This is a genomic window from Parasphingorhabdus flavimaris (genome assembly GCF_013371215.1).
GTDB lineage: Bacteria > Pseudomonadota > Alphaproteobacteria > Sphingomonadales > Sphingomonadaceae > Parasphingorhabdus > Parasphingorhabdus flavimaris.
Genome location: NZ_JABWMH010000002.1, coordinates 488,200 through 504,652 on the forward strand (window position 1 = coordinate 488,200; position 16,453 = coordinate 504,652).

General features: G+C 57.8%; 16 protein-coding genes. 11 read left to right on the forward strand and 5 right to left on the reverse strand.

Features of this window, described 5'->3' with window-relative positions; all coding sequences use genetic code 11:
* Positions 1–21: 21 nt before the first annotated feature.
* Positions 22–1,188 (reverse strand): LysR family transcriptional regulator, encoded by a 1,167-nt coding sequence (locus HUO14_RS07030; RefSeq protein WP_246255351.1) that lies wholly within the window; start codon positions 1,186–1,188, stop codon positions 22–24.
* Between the two features lie 82 nt (positions 1,189–1,270).
* Between HUO14_RS07030 and ligK the strand changes: the two genes are divergently transcribed.
* The 5 genes from ligK (at position 1,271) to trxB (ending at position 5,777) form a co-directional block, all read left to right on the forward strand.
* A complete protein-coding gene (gene ligK / locus HUO14_RS07035; RefSeq protein ID WP_176279158.1) occupies positions 1,271–1,945 on the forward strand; it encodes a 4-carboxy-4-hydroxy-2-oxoadipate aldolase/oxaloacetate decarboxylase in 675 nt (224 codons plus the stop codon).
* On the forward strand, positions 1,938–2,993 hold the full coding sequence (locus HUO14_RS07040; RefSeq protein ID WP_176279159.1) for a 4-oxalomesaconate tautomerase: 1,056 nt from the start codon (positions 1,938–1,940) through the stop codon (positions 2,991–2,993). The genes ligK and HUO14_RS07040 overlap by 8 nt, the downstream gene beginning before the upstream one ends.
* Positions 2,990–3,934: an amidohydrolase family protein gene (locus HUO14_RS07045; RefSeq protein ID WP_176279160.1), complete on the forward strand. Its 945-nt coding sequence runs from the start codon at positions 2,990–2,992 to the stop codon at positions 3,932–3,934. Before HUO14_RS07040 ends, HUO14_RS07045 begins: the two co-directional genes overlap by 4 nt.
* A 393-nt stretch (positions 3,935–4,327) precedes the next feature.
* On the forward strand, positions 4,328–4,648 hold the full coding sequence (sugE, locus tag HUO14_RS07050) for a quaternary ammonium compound efflux SMR transporter SugE (protein ID WP_176279161.1): 321 nt from the start codon (positions 4,328–4,330) through the stop codon (positions 4,646–4,648).
* Positions 4,649–4,811: 163 nt separating this feature from the next.
* Positions 4,812–5,777 carry a thioredoxin-disulfide reductase gene (gene trxB, locus HUO14_RS07055; RefSeq protein ID WP_176279162.1) on the forward strand — a complete coding sequence of 322 codons (966 nt, stop codon included), beginning with the start codon at positions 4,812–4,814 and terminating at the stop codon, positions 5,775–5,777.
* Here the strand turns inward: trxB and HUO14_RS07060 are convergent, their stop codons facing one another.
* From HUO14_RS07060 to HUO14_RS07075, 4 genes are read right to left on the reverse strand one after another with little or no spacing between them, the layout of a single operon-like run.
* A complete protein-coding gene (locus HUO14_RS07060) occupies positions 5,778–6,599 on the reverse strand; it encodes a hydrolase 1, exosortase A system-associated (RefSeq protein WP_176279163.1) in 822 nt (273 codons plus the stop codon). It abuts the gene before it with no gap.
* The gene (locus HUO14_RS07065) at positions 6,596–7,303 is read right to left on the reverse strand and encodes an alpha/beta hydrolase family protein (protein ID WP_176279164.1); all 708 of its coding nucleotides are present in this window, start codon (positions 7,301–7,303) and stop codon (positions 6,596–6,598) included. The genes HUO14_RS07060 and HUO14_RS07065 overlap by 4 nt, the downstream gene beginning before the upstream one ends.
* Positions 7,300–7,572 (reverse strand): acyl carrier protein, encoded by a 273-nt coding sequence (locus HUO14_RS07070; RefSeq protein WP_176279165.1) that lies wholly within the window; start codon positions 7,570–7,572, stop codon positions 7,300–7,302. Before HUO14_RS07070 ends, HUO14_RS07065 begins: the two co-directional genes overlap by 4 nt.
* Positions 7,573–7,605: 33 nt before the next feature.
* Positions 7,606–8,655, reverse strand: a complete 1,050-nt coding sequence (locus tag HUO14_RS07075; RefSeq protein WP_176279166.1) for a GNAT family N-acetyltransferase — start codon at positions 8,653–8,655, stop codon at positions 7,606–7,608.
* A 32-nt stretch (positions 8,656–8,687) separates the two neighbouring features.
* Between HUO14_RS07075 and HUO14_RS07080 the strand changes: the two genes are divergently transcribed.
* The 6 genes from HUO14_RS07080 to HUO14_RS07105 all read left to right on the forward strand — a co-directional run bounded on the left by HUO14_RS07080 (position 8,688) and on the right by HUO14_RS07105 (position 16,418).
* Positions 8,688–10,226, forward strand: coding sequence for an acyl-CoA ligase (AMP-forming), exosortase A system-associated (locus HUO14_RS07080; protein ID WP_176279167.1), 1,539 nt, complete (start codon positions 8,688–8,690; stop codon positions 10,224–10,226).
* Positions 10,223–11,458 carry a pyridoxal-dependent decarboxylase, exosortase A system-associated gene (locus HUO14_RS07085; RefSeq protein ID WP_176279168.1) on the forward strand — a complete coding sequence of 412 codons (1,236 nt, stop codon included), beginning with the start codon at positions 10,223–10,225 and terminating at the stop codon, positions 11,456–11,458. The genes HUO14_RS07080 and HUO14_RS07085 overlap by 4 nt, the downstream gene beginning before the upstream one ends.
* A 211-nt stretch (positions 11,459–11,669) precedes the next feature.
* On the forward strand, positions 11,670–12,287 hold the full coding sequence (locus tag HUO14_RS07090) for an XrtA/PEP-CTERM system exopolysaccharide export protein (protein WP_418889430.1): 618 nt from the start codon (positions 11,670–11,672) through the stop codon (positions 12,285–12,287).
* A gap of 40 nt (positions 12,288–12,327) precedes the next feature.
* Positions 12,328–13,863 (forward strand): XrtA system polysaccharide chain length determinant, encoded by a 1,536-nt coding sequence (locus HUO14_RS07095; protein ID WP_176279169.1) that lies wholly within the window; start codon positions 12,328–12,330, stop codon positions 13,861–13,863.
* A gap of 20 nt (positions 13,864–13,883) precedes the next feature.
* Positions 13,884–14,792 (forward strand): AAA family ATPase, encoded by a 909-nt coding sequence (locus HUO14_RS07100; RefSeq protein WP_176279524.1) that lies wholly within the window; start codon positions 13,884–13,886, stop codon positions 14,790–14,792.
* Between the two features lie 3 nt (positions 14,793–14,795).
* On the forward strand, positions 14,796–16,418 hold the full coding sequence (locus tag HUO14_RS07105) for a hypothetical protein (RefSeq protein ID WP_176279170.1): 1,623 nt from the start codon (positions 14,796–14,798) through the stop codon (positions 16,416–16,418).
* Positions 16,419–16,453 lie beyond the last annotated feature (35 nt).

Consider the following 16,453-nt stretch of genomic DNA (forward strand, 5'->3'; position numbering starts at 1 on the left):
TTGTTATAAGTTTTTGAGAATTCAATCTGATTTGGATACAGCTTCCAAAATCGTGATAAACTTGGCCTGCATGGCCGTTGGTCGCCAGTCCATGCGCGTTGTCATCCCGATATTGCGGATAAACTCTTTGGGAATTTCGGCAATTTTGGTGAGCCATCCTGCCTCCAGTTCCACAGCCACCTGATCGGGTGATAAGAGTGTCAGAAAATCGCTTTCGATCAATATCTGCCGAATGGTGATAACCGAACCGCATTCAATAGGTACTTCCGGCAGCGGGATGGAACGCGCGGCGAACATCTTTGTCCAACCATCGCGCAATGGCGTGCCTGATGCTGGAATCGTCCAGGGATATTGTGCAAGCGCTTCCAGCGAAGGTTCGTTGTCGGCAGCAGGATGGTCTTTCCGGCCGATCACGACCGGACGATCTTCAAACAGCGGCTGTTGGGTGATGTCCGGTCCGGGCGAGGGATCACGCAAAGCCCCGATCATCACGTCAATGTCGCCGTCGCGCAGTGGCTCGATCAGTTCGTGAAACGCACCCTCGACAATATTAATCGAGACATCGGGATGCATCCGGTGAAACGCCGCCACCGCCGCTGGCAATATCCGCGCCCTAGATAGCGGCATTGCACCAATGGTAATCTTCCCCGTCTCGCGCCCGAGCAAGGCGGAGAGCTCGCTTAATCCTGCGTCCAGCTCCGCCCTGGCGAGACGGAACCGCCGCACGGTGCGGCGACCTTGCTCGGTCAGTGTAACCCCCTTGCCGCGTCGCTCGACCAGCTTTCGCTTGAGCGCAACCGACAGATCACCGACCGCGCGGTGCAACGAAGGCTGTGCCAGTCCGGTTGCCGCCGACGCCTCGGCATAGCTGCCCGCACTGGCGAGCGCGATCAGGGCGCGGAGCTGTGTCATCGTAACCCGGGGTGATGCGATCTGCGCCAATGCTGCTTCGATGCGCGGGAAGAGCAGGTGTCCCGCATCGGTCGGGATCATCCCGTCGGTTCTGCGTTCAAATAGCGGCTGTCCAAGCTGCGCTTCGAGTTTTACAATCCCCTGTGTGATCGCCGGTTGGCTGATATGGATCGCCTGTGCTGCTGCAGAAATGCTGCCCAAGCGTCCGATAGAGACAGCAGCGCGCAGGTGGCGCAAGTTGAAATTCCAGATCTCCATTTCCTGAACAATTAGCATATTATTATATCCATTGCATAGTTCCGACTTGCGTCGCGCCGCGGAAACTTCGTAAACTTTGAACAGTCAAAGGAGCCTGATCATGTCCAATATCGTTGTCCAGAATATCGAGCGCGCCGATCTGGCCGTGGTCGATGGCCTTGCCAAATGCGGCGTCGCAACGGTGCACGAAGCGCAGGGCCGAACCGGCCTGATGGCCAGCAATATGCGGCCAATTTACCCGGGTGCGCGGATAGCAGGAACAGCGGTTACAATCTCGGCCGCGCCGGGCGACAACTGGATGGTGCATGTCGCCATCGAGCAATTGAAAGAGGGAGATGTGCTGGTACTGGAACCCACCAGTCCATGCGAGGATGGATATTTTGGCGATCTCCTGGCGACATCGGCACAAGCGCGCGGATGCCGGGGGCTGATCATCAATGCCGGGGTGCGGGATGTCCGCGACTTGCAGGAAATGAAATTTCCCGTCTGGTCGAAGGCGATATTTGCTCAGGGAACGGTCAAAAACACGCTGGGTTCAGTCAATGTGCCAGTGGTTTGCGCCGGAGCTTTGGTAAATCCCGGTGACGTGATCGTTGCGGATGATGATGGCATATGCGTCGTTAAACGGGAGGAGGCCGCCAGCGTGCTCCTGAAAGCGCAGGAGCGCGAAGCCAAGGAAGAAGAAAAACGGCAGCGGCTGGCGAGCGGTGAGCTTGGCCTCGATATGTATAAGATGCGCGAACGGCTTGAGAAAGAAGGCCTGAAATATGTCTGATGGAATCCGCGTCATGTGGATGCGGGGCGGAACGTCCAAGGGGGGGTATTTTATTGCCGAAGACCTGCCGACCGAGACCGCTGTCCGCGACGCGTTCCTTCTGCGAATCATGGGTTCCCCCGACGAACGCCAGATCGACGGCATGGGTGGTGCCGACCCGCTGACCAGCAAGGTAGCGGTGGTCCAAAAGTCTGAACGCGACGGCGTCGACGTCGATTATCTCTTCCTTCAGGTGTTCGTCGATCAGGCGTTGGTCAGCGACGCACAAAATTGCGGAAACATACTGGCAGGTGTTGGTCCTTTTGCCATTGAGCGAGCATTAGTGGCTGCTGGCGACGGCGAAACCAAAGTCACAATCTATATGGAAAATACCGGCCAGATCGCGGTGGCAACGGTGCAAACGCCTGAAGGCGTTCCGATCTATCTGGGAGATGCCCGGATAGATGGCGTACCTGGTACTGCGGCACCGATACCGCTCGAATTTCGCGATACAGCTGGTTCCAGTTGCGGTGCATTGCTGCCAACAGGCAATGCCGTCGACATTATCAATGGCGTGCCATGCACACTTATCGACAATGGCATGCCCTGTATCATCATGAAGGCATCGGATGTCGGCGCGACCGGCTATGAAAGCCGCGACGAACTGGATGCGGCCGATGATTTGAAAGCCAGGATAGAGGCTATCCGCCTTGCAGCTGGCGAGCGCATGAACCTGGGCGATGTGACGGAAAAATCCGTCCCCAAGATGATGCTGGTTGCCCCGCCAAGAAATGGCGGAGCCATCACCGTCCGCAGCTTCATCCCGCACCGGGCCCATGCAAGCGTTGGCGTGCTCGCAGCGGTGACGGTCGCGACCGCTGCACTTATCGATGGTACTCCTGTCGTAGAAGTTGCCGATGTGCCGGCCGGGAGCAGCAAAACGCTTTCTGTCGAGCATCCGACTGGAGAAACAACCTGTGTGATGGAGGTGGACACTACCGGCAATGTGACCAGCGCTGCCATGCTGCGCACGGCGCGCAAATTGATGGATGGAGAGATATTTGCATGACCGTCGGCAATTCAGATAATTTGGGCACATGGACCGATCACTTGGGCAATATATATTGTTCATCGGACGAACCGGAACGGATTGTCAGTTGGCATTCCCATCCATCCAAACCAAAATTCACGCCGCCTTCCGGTGCAGTTGATGCCCATTGCCATGTCTTTGGCCCACAAGCGCAGTTTCCATTCAGTCCCAAGGCCAAATATCTCCCCGAAGATGCTGGTCCGGACAAGCTATTTGCTCTGCGCGATCATCTGGGATTTTCCCGGAACGTGATTGTCCAGGCGAGTTGCCACGGAACCGACAATAGTGCGACGCTGGACGCTATTGCTAAATCAGGCGGGATGGCGAGGGGCGTGGCGGTGGTCGACCCGGCGATCAGCGAAGCCGAATTGGAAGCGCTCCATGAAGGTGGCATTCGCGGCGTGCGTTTCAATTTCCTCAAGCGGCTGGTCGACAACGCGCCGAAAGACAAGTTTCTCGAGATCGCGGGCCGTTTGCCTGAAGGATGGCATGTTGTGATCTACTTTGAGGCGGATATCTTGCAAGAGATGAAGGAGTTTCTTGAGAAGATTCCGGTGCCAATTGTCATCGACCACATGGGACGACCCGATGTCAGTCAGGGAGCAGATGGTCCGGATATGATGGCATTCCGCGAACTGCTAGACAGTCGAGACGACATCTGGACGAAAGTAACTTGTCCCGACCGGCTTGACGCAGCAGGACCACCTTTTACAAATTTTGTTGCAGCCGTTCGTCCGCTGGTTGAAGACTATCCCGACCGCGTGTTGTGGGGAACGGATTGGCCGCATCCAAATATGCAGGCTATTCTGCCAGATGACGGGCAATTGGTGGATGTCATCCCGCAGATAGCAGTAACAAAACAACTGCAACGCCAATTATTGGTAGAAAACCCGATGGCCCTTTATTGGGCTATGGATTGATGGCCGCGATCCACGAAAATCAAATCTTATGCTCAATTTATGTAGCTAGTGTCGGGTTCTTAGACCTGGTGCCTCCCTTTAATGGTATATGCGTGCGCCGAGAATGACACCTTTTAGAGTCTGCTAAAACGATGCAACTCCTGACGTAGCTCTCATGAAACACAGCAAAGCTTGTGTGCATAGCGCTATGGCGCTCGCAACCCTTTGTCCTTCAGAATTTTCTAATGCTGCTTTGTGTAGGTCTTCTAGCAGGTCGGCTAATGAACCAGATTGGAGTTTCTCAGGATATTGACCCTGGAACGCGCTGGCGTTAATTGCACGGCGCGGCGACCACGTTCCCGTCCCCGAAGGGGTTCAAGTCCGGGACGGCCCGGCGACCTGACGGAGGTTGCCATGGCGTGGATCTTGCTCATATTTGCCGGTTTGTTTGAAATTGTCTGGGCGACTGCGATGAAGCAGTCGCACGGGTTTTCCCGGCTCTGGCCGAGCATCATAACCGTGATCGGGATGATCGTCAGCTTTGGATTACTGACCTGGGCGATGCGGACGCTGCCGCTTGGTACCGCCTATATGATCTGGACGGGTATCGGCGCGGTCGGAGCCTTTGTGATCGGGATGCTGTTCTTTGGAGAGTCGGTGAGCATGATGAGAATTGCCGCGGCGCTGCTGATCGTCAGCGGACTGGTACTGATGAAACTTGCAACGCCGTCCTGATTCATGGTGATTTCCGCTATAGAAGCCGGGCGGTCGACGGCTTGCGCAAAGCAGCTATCACCGCCCAAAATAATTCTTCGCCACCCGGGTCGGCAATAGGCCTTGCCTACCGGCCTCCGGCATCCCTATTTGCAATGAACAGAATCATCAGCGGGAATCGAACATGGCCGAAACACATCGCACAAAAATGCTCATTCTGGGCTCGGGACCTGCCGGACTTTCGGCGGCGATATACGGCGCTCGGGCGGGAATGGAGCCGATTGTGGTTCAAGGGCTGCAGCCCGGTGGCCAGCTGACCATCACCACCGACGTCGAGAATTATCCCGGCTTCCGCGATGTTATCCAGGGGCCCTGGCTGATGGAAGAAATGCAGTTGCAGGCCGAAAAAGTCGGCACGCGGTTCATATTCGACACGATCGTCGACGTCGACTTTTCCAAGCGGCCGTTCCGGATGACCGGCGATGGCGGTGATATTTATGAAGGCGATACGCTGGTAATAGCGACCGGTGCGCAGGCCAAATGGCTCGGACTGCCGGGTGAAGAGGAATTGTCGGGGAAGGGCGTTTCGGCGTGCGCGACCTGCGACGGATTCTTCTATCGCGGCAAGAAGGTCGCGGTGATCGGCGGCGGCAATACCGCGGTCGAAGAAGCGCTTTACATGACCAATCACAGCGACGACGTGACCCTGATCCATCGCCGCGACAGCCTGCGTGCGGAGAAGATCCTGCAGGACCGTCTGTTTGCCAATCCCAAGATATCGGTGCTCTGGAACACGAACGTCGAACGCTTTGTTGGTGGCGGTGACCCTGTGGGGCTGGTGGGACTGGATCTTGTCGACACACAGACTGGCGAGAAGAGCCATATGAGCGTCGACGGCGCCTTTGTCGCGATCGGCCACGCGCCGGCAACCGAGATTTTCAAGGGCCATCTCGATCTGATCGACGGCGGCTATATCGAGGTCGAGCCGGGCACGCCCAAGACCAAGATTCCGGGGCTGTTCGCCTGTGGTGACGTCATGGACCATGTCTATCGCCAGGCGGTGACCGCGGCCGGGACCGGCTGCATGGCGGCGCTCGATGCCGAGCGTTTTCTGGCAGAACAGGAATTTGAACTGATGGCGGCCGAATGATCAGGCTGAGCGCAACGCTTCGAGCAATTTCCCGACAAGCCAGTCTTTAGCGGTCGCATCGGCAAAGCTGTGCGACGCGCTATCGAGCGTTTCGAGAGTGATGTCGGTGCTGTCACGCAAGCTTGCAAAGTCGCTGCTGTTCCACGCAGCGAGAAAGGCACGGGCCGTCGTGTCGCGCTTGGCCAGCAATATCCGGCTGTTACCGTCAATATTGACGAGGGCATCGCGCAACCGGATCGAAAGCGCGCTATTCTCTTTCACCTTTGCGGCCTGTTTCAGGCCCCTTAGCAATTTTCGCAAATCAATCTTGCCCGACAGCAAATCGATGATGGTGCGCGGATTCCTGATCCGGTCCCAGTAGCGGGACCGGATCGCCGCAGAGGAAATCGTCGGCTCTTCGTTCTCCGGTTCGCTGGACTGTTCGATCACCCAGGGGTTGGCGAGCATATAGCCGTCCAGTCCCGCATCAGGGCCATAGAGCGCCAATGCAGTTGCGGCGTCGCAATTGCCGAAAGCGATGATCTTGCCGATCTGGGGCTGTTGCTGCCGGAAAAACCGGGTGGCGGCCGCTATCTCTTCCGCGCTGCTCAGAAAATCACGGTTTTCGCCACTGCTGTCGCCAATCCCGCGCCGGTCATAGCGCAAGACGGGAAAGCCGTGCGCGGATATCCGCAAGGCCAGTTGAGCCATGCCGCCATGGGCTCCGGAGCGGATTTCATTGCCGCCGCTGACAATCATCAAGGAGGTGGGGCTGTCTCCCGAATCCAGCGTGGCGGCGAGCGTTTCGCCTTCGCAGGAAATCTGGTGAAAACTCCGCGTCATTGCCCGATCCATCCTGCAATATCCTGCGCGAATGCTGCGGACATTGCGAGATCGTCATCCGGCTCGGCGCGGAGCCACAAGGCCGATCCGGCGATTTGAACGTCACTAGGCTTGCTGTCGGATTCGAGGCGCACGATCCGCTGGTCGGGCATGGTCGTGATGTCAGCGGCACTGAGCTGGGCGAACAGGTCGGGGCTGATGACATTGCCGGCGAGTTCAAGCGGTCCGGTCTCTGCTCGCGCGGTCAGTTCGGCGAGGCTCGTGGTCAACCCGGATTCCCGATCCGATGCAATCCTGGTCCGCAACATCGTCCTGATCAAGGTCGCGCCTTTTATCGGGCTGAATAGCCAGTGACTGGCAGCTGCTATGTCCGCGACGGCCAGTGTGCCGCCCCGGAATGATGCTATATGCGAAATGTCATGCTGCTCTGCGCAGGCCTGGACGGCCGCTTTCCAGTCGGCCAGCGTGACCCGCTCGAGAGCGATCAGACTTTCATTGGTGCCGGGCAGATCGGGGAGCAGGCTACTGATATTCAGCGCGTGCAGCGAACGCATGACGTCGACCAGCATCTTCCGCATCCGGTTCATCTCGTCGAACAGCGGAGGCACAAGCATCACCCTGCGGGAAGACGAGGCCGCAAATGACAGGCAAAATTCTTTGCGGTCCGCAAATTCGTAGGAGACGAATGCGGGGGCGAGAGTCACCCTGTGACTTTCATCTCGGCAAAGACGACAAGATTGCCAAAGGTTTCAAACAATTCGCCGTCTACTTCGTCATCGTCGATCATGATGTCGAGACGGTCTTCAAGCTCGGTGAGCAATCCCGCCACAGCCATGCTGTCCAGCTCGGGAAGCGCTCCGAAAAGCTCGGTTTCCGCGGTGAATCCCGCGACCTGCTCTTCGCTCAGCCCCAGAATATCCCGCATGACGGCGCGCACGGCGGCTTCCGGCGTCAATTCAACCTCATTCTGCATCAAAACCCCCGAATCCCGGATAAGGCCGTTTCCCTAAAGGGAAGCGCGCTTTCCGGCAAGGCCCGAGGCATAATGACGTAAAATTGGCAACCAGGACAACGGGTTATTCGGCCAGTAGAATTCGAGCCGGTAACGATCACGGACCTCTTCCATCCACTCGCGTTTATAACCGTCATTGCCGGTGCCAAAGTCGATCAGGTCGACATGGTCGATATCGATGACATGCTGGAACATCGCGACGGACAGCAATGTGCCGGGCGACGATTTCGTCGCATCCTCGATATGGGCCAATTTGTGGATCAGGGCTTCGCCATTCTCTACGGTCCAGAATTGCGCGGCAACCGGCTCCCCGTCAATATAGGCCAGGCCGAGACGCATGCAGCCCGCCGCCGCTTCATGCTCGGCCAATTTCTTCAGGAAATCGGGATTGCCCTCTTCGGGCTTCCAGCTGCGTTCGTAAACCGAGACATAATCATTCCAGTCTTCTTCGGAAAACTCCTTCTCAATCCTGACCGATACGAGGTTTTTCTTGGCCTTGCGCCGAACGGTGCTGCGCAGCTGCCCGGGGCGATCGGCCCAATATTGGTCAAAGGTGCGACCGTTGACGTTGAGGATATGATTATCATCGGCCTTCGACCGGAACACGATCCAGCCAGCTTGTTCAAACGCACGCTCGGTCAGGCTGGCGGCGGAATCCTCGTCGGGAACCGGCGTAATTTCTATGCGGTGGGAGCTGGACTTGAGCTGCTTGGCGAGTTTGGCGAGCAGGGCCAGCTTGGTCACCTCGTCATAGTCGGCGAGAAAAATCGGGCGGAAGGTGAAATTATACCAATTGGCGAGCGCAGCATGGCGCCCGAGTCCGGTTTTCATCAGGAACATCCAGGCTTCGGCTTCGCCTTCGCTACTGTGAACGATCAATGGAGACTTGTCCGGCAGACAAAGCTCGTGCAGCTGTCTGAGCCAGTCGATCCGGTCGAACAACGATTTCTGGACCGAGCGGCCCAGTTTTTCTCCGGCAATGGCTTGCACGGATTGAAAATTGCTATGATATTCGCTGCTCATGGTTAAGGTCGTATCTGTCACAAATCTGCTCTTTTTCCCATAGGTCAAACCAATTGAATATTGAATCAGAAAACGCTGCATTCCCACTCGACCATCTGGCGATAGGCAAGGATCCGGATGCGGACGCTCTCGTCATGCGTTCGGGGACTCTTAGCTACAAGATGTTAAATCATCGTGTTGGCCTGCTGGCGGCATGGCTGCTGGGGCAGGGCCTTGTCAAAGGAGACCGCGTCGGAACCTGGCTGGCCAAGACCGAACTGGCCTGTATCATGCCGCTGGCTTCGGCCCGGGTCGGACTGATCCACGTGCCGGTCAATCCGTTGCTCAAACCGGCTCAGGTCGCTCATATCATGTCCGACAGCGGTGCCAGGCTGCTGATCAGCAATTCCGGGCGTCTCAAATCGCTCGAGGATAGCGATGTCGACTGTGGCCTGTTCGAAGACAAGGCCATTGCATCCGCTCTGGAACTGCTCGGGGAGCCGGTGGCACCCAGCCCGTCCACGACCGATACGGATGATCTGGCCGCCATTCTCTATACCAGCGGTTCGACGGGCCGTCCCAAGGGTGTGATGCTCAGCCACGCCAATCTGACACTGGGCGCGCTCAGCGTCGCGGAATATCTCAAGCTCTCGGCAGACGACCGGACTATTTGCGTGCTGCCGCTGAGCTTTGACTATGGCCAGAACCAGCTGTTTTCCGCCTGGGCTGCTGGTGGATGTGCGGTGCCGCTGGATTATCTGACTCCGCGTGACGTCATGAAGGCATGCGCGCGGGAAAAGATAACCACATTGGCCGCTGTACCGCCGCTCTGGGTGCAACTGGTCGAACAGGATTGGCCGGAAGACGCCGTGGCGTCAATGCGGCGTCTGACCAACAGCGGTGGCGCGCTGACCCCGAGTCTGGTCAAGCAGTTGCGGGCGATATTCGGGGCAGGTACCGACATCTACGCGATGTACGGCCTGACCGAAGCCTTCCGATCCACCTATCTCGACCCTGCGCTGATCGACGACAACCCGACCAGCATGGGGACCGCGATACCCTTCGCCGAAATCCTGGTGGTCGATGAGGCAAGGGCCGTCGCCGGTCCCGATCAGGCGGGCGAACTGGTCCATTGTGGACCGCTGGTGGCCCAGGGCTACTGGAACGATCCCGAGCGGACCGCGGAACGGTTCAAAAGCGCGCCGGAGGCATCGGGCTACCGCGGGACTGCGGTCTACTCGGGCGATACGGTGAAGCGCGGCGCGGACGGCCTGCTCTATTTCGTGAGCCGCGACGATGCGATGATCAAGAGTTCCGGCAACCGGATCAGCCCGACCGAGATCGAAAAAATTGCCGTCGAATCGGGGATGGTTGCAGAAGCGGTTGCTCTGGGAGTGCCCGACGAACGCCTCGGTCAGGCGATCCGGCTTTTTGTCAGGCCTGTCGATGCTGACCTGCCGTCCGATGCCATGACCGAGCAGCTGGAAAAATATCTGAAGCAGAATTTACCGAATTTTATGCACCCGCGGGATATTGTCCCGCTTTCTGAATTTCCCAAAAACCCCAATGGAAAGCTGGACCGGAACGCGTTGGCCAGCATGGATATCGAATGATCAAGACCAAAGCGACAGGACCGATCCCGCCAGGATATTCTGCAATCGATGGTGAACTCGCGATTGGCGGGCAGAAAGCCAGCGCGCTGGTTGCAGAAAATGGTTCGCCGCTTTTTGTCTATTCGAGCAGCCGGCTTGATGCGCGGATGGCGCAATTGCGGACAGCCATGCCCGATGCCCTGGATTTGCATTATGCAATGAAGGCCAATCCCTTTCCGCCGTTGCTCCGGCACATGGTCGGGCTGGCCGACGGGATTGATATCGCTTCCGGCGGGGAATTGCGGATGGCACTCGATGCTGGCGCAGCTGCGGAACATATCAGCTTTGCAGGGCCCGGGAAAAGGGATGACGAGCTTGAGCAGGCGATCCGGGCCGGTGTCACCATCAATATCGAATCGCCCAGCGAATGTGACCGGGCGTTACGGATCGGCACGAACCTCGGCACAACGCCACGGCTTGCCATCCGGGTAAATCCGGACTTTGACCTCAAAGGGTCGGGCATGAAAATGGGTGGCGGCGCGAAACCGTTCGGGATGGATATCGAACTGGTTGCACCAACGGTGAAACGGATATTGGACGCTGGAGCAGATTGGCGCGGCTTTCATATTTTTGCCGGTTCGCAAGCGCTCAGCGCCGATGCGATAATCGAGACACAGGCGCAGACGCTGGAACTTGCCGCCCGGCTTGCAACGATGGTCGGGCAGGCGCCGGATCATGTAAATCTCGGCGGCGGGTTCGGTATTCCCTATTTCCCCGGTGACGAGCCGGTTGATATCGAAATGGTCGGAAATGCCCTTTCGGAACAGTTCGAACGACTGCCCGATATCCTGGCTTCCACGCAATTTGCGATTGAGCTTGGCCGCTATCTTGTCGGCGAAGCGGGTGTGTATCTGACGCAGATCGTGGATCGCAAGGAAAGTCAGGGCCATATATTTCTGGTCACGGACGGCGGCCTGCATCATCAACTGGCGGCTAGCGGCAATTTCGGAACCGTGGTGCGGCGCAATTATCCCGCAGCCATCGCCAGCCGATTTGAAGAGGAGCCGAGCGAAACCGTTTCCATAGTTGGCTGTCTGTGCACGCCGCTGGACCGGTTGAGCGACAACGCCGCGATGCCCGAAGCGCACGTCGGGGACATCGTCGCGATCTTTTGCGCCGGTGCTTATGGTGCCTCGGCAAGCCCGGCCAATTTCCTCGGTCAGGGGCCGGCGAAAGAGATATTGGTCGATTAGTTCCAGAGGTTTTGGATGCGGCCAAAGCGCCAGTCCCGTTAATCTGAAATTCAGCTATTCCTAACGCAATATTCACTATTTTCTAGCATAGCCACCTCGTGACTTTGTGTGATCTGCCCGTTTTCCGCCGGAAATCAGGCGTGTCGCGAAGAGTATTTACGAGGTGTACAAAATGCGTTCTGCTATCAAAAACAAGCACTTGGCGAAATTGATGATTGGTGCCGGAATGGCGTCACTTTCCGTCGCCGGATGCTCCGGCAACTCCAGTGGGCCCCAGCTCCCCCCGGCATCTTTCGTGTCCATGCAGGAAGGGCCAGGTGAAGAATATGTGATCGGTCCGCTCGACGAACTGACCATTTTTGTATGGCGCAATCCAGAACTGGGCGCGAAGGTTCAGGTCCGGCCCGACGGCCGAATCACCACGCCGCTGATCACCGATATGCCAGCCGTGGGCAAGACGCCCGCGATGCTCGCGCAGGATCTGAAGCTGCAGTTGTCCCAATATATCAACGAGCCGCTGGTTTCGGTCATCGTCAACAATTTCTCCGGGACATTTTCGCAGCAAATCCGTGTCGTCGGGGCGACCGAAAAGCCTGCCTCTATTCCGTACCGCGCCAATATGACGTTGCTCGATGCGATGATCTCGGTCGGAGGACTGTCGGAATTTGCATCCGGTAACCGCGCCCGGCTGATCCGGCATGACCGTGGAACCGGTCAGCAGAAGGAATTTGCGTTGCGCATCGACGACTTGCTGAAAAAGGGCGAGGCCAAGGCCAATGTCATGCTCCGTCCCGGTGATGTGATCATCATCCCGGAAAGCATGTTTTGAGTTGGTTTTGCCTCCATCTGACAGGAATTGAAAAGAGCTTATGAACAGCCTTTATGATGAATTTCGCATAGCGGTGCACAGCGTCTGGAACCGGCGCTGGCTGGCGCTGGCCGTTGCCTGGGGGTTATGTCTGCTGGGGTGGCTGGTCGTCGCGTTGATTCCCAACAGTTATGAATCAAAGGCACGTATCTCGGTCGAGATGCAGTCGATATTGTCCGACAAGGTCGGGGTCGATGCACGCGAGCGCAAGAAGAATATGGAACGGGTCCAGGAAACTCTGGCATCGACCATCAATCTTGAAAAAGTTGTCCGTGGAACCGCGCTGAACGAGTCTGTCTCGAGCGACCGGGAACTGGCTGGCAAGGTCGAGATGCTGCGCAAGAGCGTTCAGATTAAATCCGAAAAGGACAATCTGTTCGAGATCATCGCGACGTCTTCGGCGAGCAATCTTTCCGACGCGGAAAATGCCGTCTTGTCGCGCGACATCGTCCAGAAAATGATCGACATTTTTGTCGAGGAAAACCTGTCCGGTGACCGCGATGAAACCAGTCAGACCATCAAGTTTCTCGACGCCCAGCTCGCCCAGCGGGAAAAGGAGCTTCAGGAAGCCGAGCAAAAGCGGGTGCAGTTCGAGACTGAAAATCTGGGCCTGTTGCCGGGTATCGGCTCGATCAGCCAGCGACTGGAAGCCGCACGCGCGGAGCAGAGCCAGATCGACTCGCAACTCAGTCAGGCTTCGGCTTCACTGGCCGCCTTGAACGGTCAACTGGCCGGCACTCCATCGTCTATCGCAACGCCGGGGGTTGCCGGTGGCGGCGGTGCCCGTGCCCAGTTGTCACAGGCGCAATCGACACTGGCGGCTGCGCGCGCACGCGGCTGGACCGACAGCCATCCCGACGTGACGGCGATGAAGAATGAAATTGCCGCCCTTCGTGTGCAAGCGGCCAAGGAGCCGGCTGGTGGTGGCGGATATCGCACACCGAATCCCGCTTATAGTTCGCTGCAGAGCATGCGGGCCGAACGCCAGGCGACGGTTGCCGCATTGCAGGCACGGAAAAATGCACTGCAGGCGGATATGGCGCAGCTGGCGTCCAAGCAGACGCTGGAGCCAGGCATTGCTGCGGAAATGTCGCGGATCAATCGCGATCATGAAGTTCTGAAGGATCAGTATAACAAGCTGCTCACCGACAGGGAGCAGATCAAGTTGCGCGGGCAGGTCGAATCGGAAACCGATTCGGTGAAATTCCGGGTAATCGATCCGCCGTCCAGCCCGCGGTCTCCGGCTGCACCCAATCGGCCACTATTGCTGGCCATGGTTCTGTTCGCCGGCATCGGTGGCGGTGTTGGTACGGCTTTCGCCATCGGGCATCTGCAGACCAGCTATCCGACCGCATCGAAACTGGAAAAAGCCAGCGGATTGCCGGTGATCGGTTCGGTTTCGCAGGTTCTGACCAGTGTCCAGCGCGCAGCACGCGGGCGCAAGTTACGTCTTTTCTACGGCACAAGCGGTGCGCTCTTCGGCGTTTTTGGAATGCTTATGATCGTGGAATTCATCCAGCGCGGCATGGTGGCCTGAGGGAGCAGTTATGAACAAATATAGTCCCCCCCAGAAAACCAGGTTCGCTGCTCGAAAGGGCAGGGGAAATCTACGATTATATCCCTGCGGTCCGGACCATCGACCAGCATGACAATGCAGCCGAGGGTCAACCGCCTGCGGCTGATCGTCAGCAGATCAGCGCGGCTCCGCAAAGGCCTGTAGCTGCTTATGACGGGCCGCGGGTGATCGTCGACCGTGACAAGCTCAGGGAAGCGGGTTTCATCGTTCCGGATGGACCTGTCACCGGCATCTCCGAAGAATTCAGGATCATCAAGCGACAGTTGCTGATGGTCGCGAAGGGCAGCCCTAAAACGGCGCCGGTACCGCACGGCGAGCGGATATTGATCTGCTCCGCCCATCCGAATGAAGGCAAGACATTCTGCGCGCTGAACCTCGCGCTGTCGATCGCCGCGGAGAAGGATAACGAAGTCCTGCTGGTTGACGCGGATTTCGCCAAGCCAAGCATATTGTCGAGCCTCGGTCTCGAGGGGAGCAAGGGCCTGATGGATGCGCTTGCCGATCCGGAATTGCCGGTCGAGAACTGCATCATCCACACCGATATTCCCGGCCTCGCCATTCTGCCGGCCGGTGACCAGACCAATGCCGATACCGAATATCTGGCGTCGGCGCGTACCGAACAGGTGCTCGATCGCCTGACCCGGCACAATCCCAATCGCATCGTCATTTTTGATTCTCCACCAGCATTGTCGGCTTCGCCGGCATCGGTTCTGGCGACTCATGTCGGCCAGGTTCTGATGGTGGTCAAAGCGGATGAAACAACCGAAACCGCCCTGCGCGATGCGCTGAGTCTGATGGGCGGATGTGAACATATCCAGCTTCTTCTGAACGGTACCAAATTCTCGCCGACTGGAAGACGTTTCGGGTCCTACTACGGATATGGAGAGTAAGCCATGACCTCGCAAACGATCGCCAAAGCCCTGAAATGCGGAGCGGCAATATTTCCCCTGCTCGGACTGGCCGCGCCAGCCGCTGAAGCGCGCGACCGCCGCGCCGAAGTGACTCCCTATATCGAGATCCAGCAGGTGCTGGTCGCCGACCTGAATGATGGTGGCGACGTGCTGACCTATACATCGGTCGCCGCCGGTATCGACAGTTCCATCCAGACCCGCAACGCGGAAGCCCAAGTGAACGTGCGTTACGAACGCCGCATCTCTTATCAGGATGATTTCGGTGACGATGATGTGATTACCGGACTGGCGCGCGGTGGCGTGCAGGTCGTTCCCGGCCTCCTGTCGCTTGAAGCGGGCGCGCTTGCCACTCGCAGCCGGGTTGATTTGCGTGGCGAGTCGCCTTCCAATGCGGTCGGCAATATCGACAATGTGACGCAAGTCTATTCGGTTTATGCCGGTCCGAACCTGTCGACCGAGGTCGGCGCGCTGGACGTTAATGCCAATTACCGGCTCGGCTATACCAAGGTCGAGAGCGAAGATACGGGGGCCTTGCCTCCCGGACAGCTTCCGATCGATATTTTTGACGACAGCGTGAGTCACTCGGCCAGCGCCAGTGTCGGCATGCAGCCGGGCGACCTGCCTTTCGGCTGGTCGGTCGGTGCGGGCTGGGAACGCGAAGATGCAGGGCAACTGGATCAACGCTATGAGGGCAAATATGCCCGCGCCGATGTCACGGTGCCGGTCTCTTCGACCCTGGCAGTGGTCGGCGGCGTCGGTTATGAAGATATCGAGATTTCGGAACGCGACGCGGTCCGCGATGTCAATGGTGACCCGGTGGTCGACAATGATGGCCGACTGGTTACCGATGAGACATCGCCACGCTTGCTATCCTATGACCAGGACGGAATCATCTGGGATGTCGGGGTGATGTGGCGACCAAGCCGTCGCACCTCGTTCGAGGCCCGGGCCGGACAGCGTTACGGCAGCGAGACCTATTACGGCAGCTTTGGCTATCAGCCCAACCAGAATACCGCGCTGAACATCTCTGTCTATGATACGGTTTCGGGATTCGGCAGCTTGCTCAATGACAATCTGGCCAATCTCGGAACCAGCTTTTCCAGCTCGCGCAATCCGCTGAGCGGCGAGCTCAACGGTTGCGCCTTCGGTCAGTCGGGTGGCTTGTGCTTCAACGACGTGTTGCAGTCGGCGTCCTCGTCCTCATTCCGTGCGCGCGGCGTCAACGGGCAATACACCTATAATTATAACGGCTGGCAGGCCGGCCTTGGCGTGGGATATGCGCGCCGTCGCTTCTTCGCTTCGCAACTGGGAGCGGTCGCTGCGGTCGACGGGCTGGTTGATGAAAATTATTATACCAATCTGTCGATTGGCCGCGACATTGACACCTATTCCAGTTTCGATGCGAATGTTTATGCCAATCTTCTGGATAGCGGCTTTGCGGGCGCTCCCAACGTTCTGGGCGTCGGTGCCAATGCCGCATATTATCGGCGGATTTTGCCAGGACTTCAGGGGACCGCCGCGGTCGGCCTGGACAGCTACCGGCAGGAGGGCTTCGACAGCGAGCTCACCGCTTCCGCTCTGCTGGGCCTAAGATATGACTTTTAAGAGCGTCAACAACGCCGTTGATCGGAGATACGCGC

Bases quoted from the DNA above. Each gene is read 5' to 3' on its own strand.
- HUO14_RS07030 (WP_246255351.1), bottom strand. From the start codon at position 1,188: ATGCTAATTGTTCAGGAAATGGAGATCTGGAATTTCAACTTGCGCCAC.
- ligK (WP_176279158.1), top strand. From the start codon at position 1,271: ATGTCCAATATCGTTGTCCAGAATATCGAGCGCGCCGATCTGGCCGTG.
- HUO14_RS07040 (WP_176279159.1), top strand. From the start codon at position 1,938: ATGTCTGATGGAATCCGCGTCATGTGGATGCGGGGCGGAACGTCCAAG.
- HUO14_RS07045 (WP_176279160.1), top strand. From the start codon at position 2,990: ATGACCGTCGGCAATTCAGATAATTTGGGCACATGGACCGATCACTTG.
- sugE (WP_176279161.1), top strand. From the start codon at position 4,328: ATGGCGTGGATCTTGCTCATATTTGCCGGTTTGTTTGAAATTGTCTGG.
- trxB (WP_176279162.1), top strand. From the start codon at position 4,812: ATGGCCGAAACACATCGCACAAAAATGCTCATTCTGGGCTCGGGACCT.
- HUO14_RS07060 (WP_176279163.1), bottom strand. From the start codon at position 6,599: ATGACGCGGAGTTTTCACCAGATTTCCTGCGAAGGCGAAACGCTCGCC.
- HUO14_RS07070 (WP_176279165.1), bottom strand. From the start codon at position 7,572: ATGCAGAATGAGGTTGAATTGACGCCGGAAGCCGCCGTGCGCGCCGTC.
- HUO14_RS07085 (WP_176279168.1), top strand. From the start codon at position 10,223: ATGATCAAGACCAAAGCGACAGGACCGATCCCGCCAGGATATTCTGCA.
- HUO14_RS07090 (WP_418889430.1), top strand. From the start codon at position 11,670: ATGATTGGTGCCGGAATGGCGTCACTTTCCGTCGCCGGATGCTCCGGC.
- HUO14_RS07095 (WP_176279169.1), top strand. From the start codon at position 12,328: ATGAACAGCCTTTATGATGAATTTCGCATAGCGGTGCACAGCGTCTGG.
- HUO14_RS07105 (WP_176279170.1), top strand. From the start codon at position 14,796: ATGACCTCGCAAACGATCGCCAAAGCCCTGAAATGCGGAGCGGCAATA.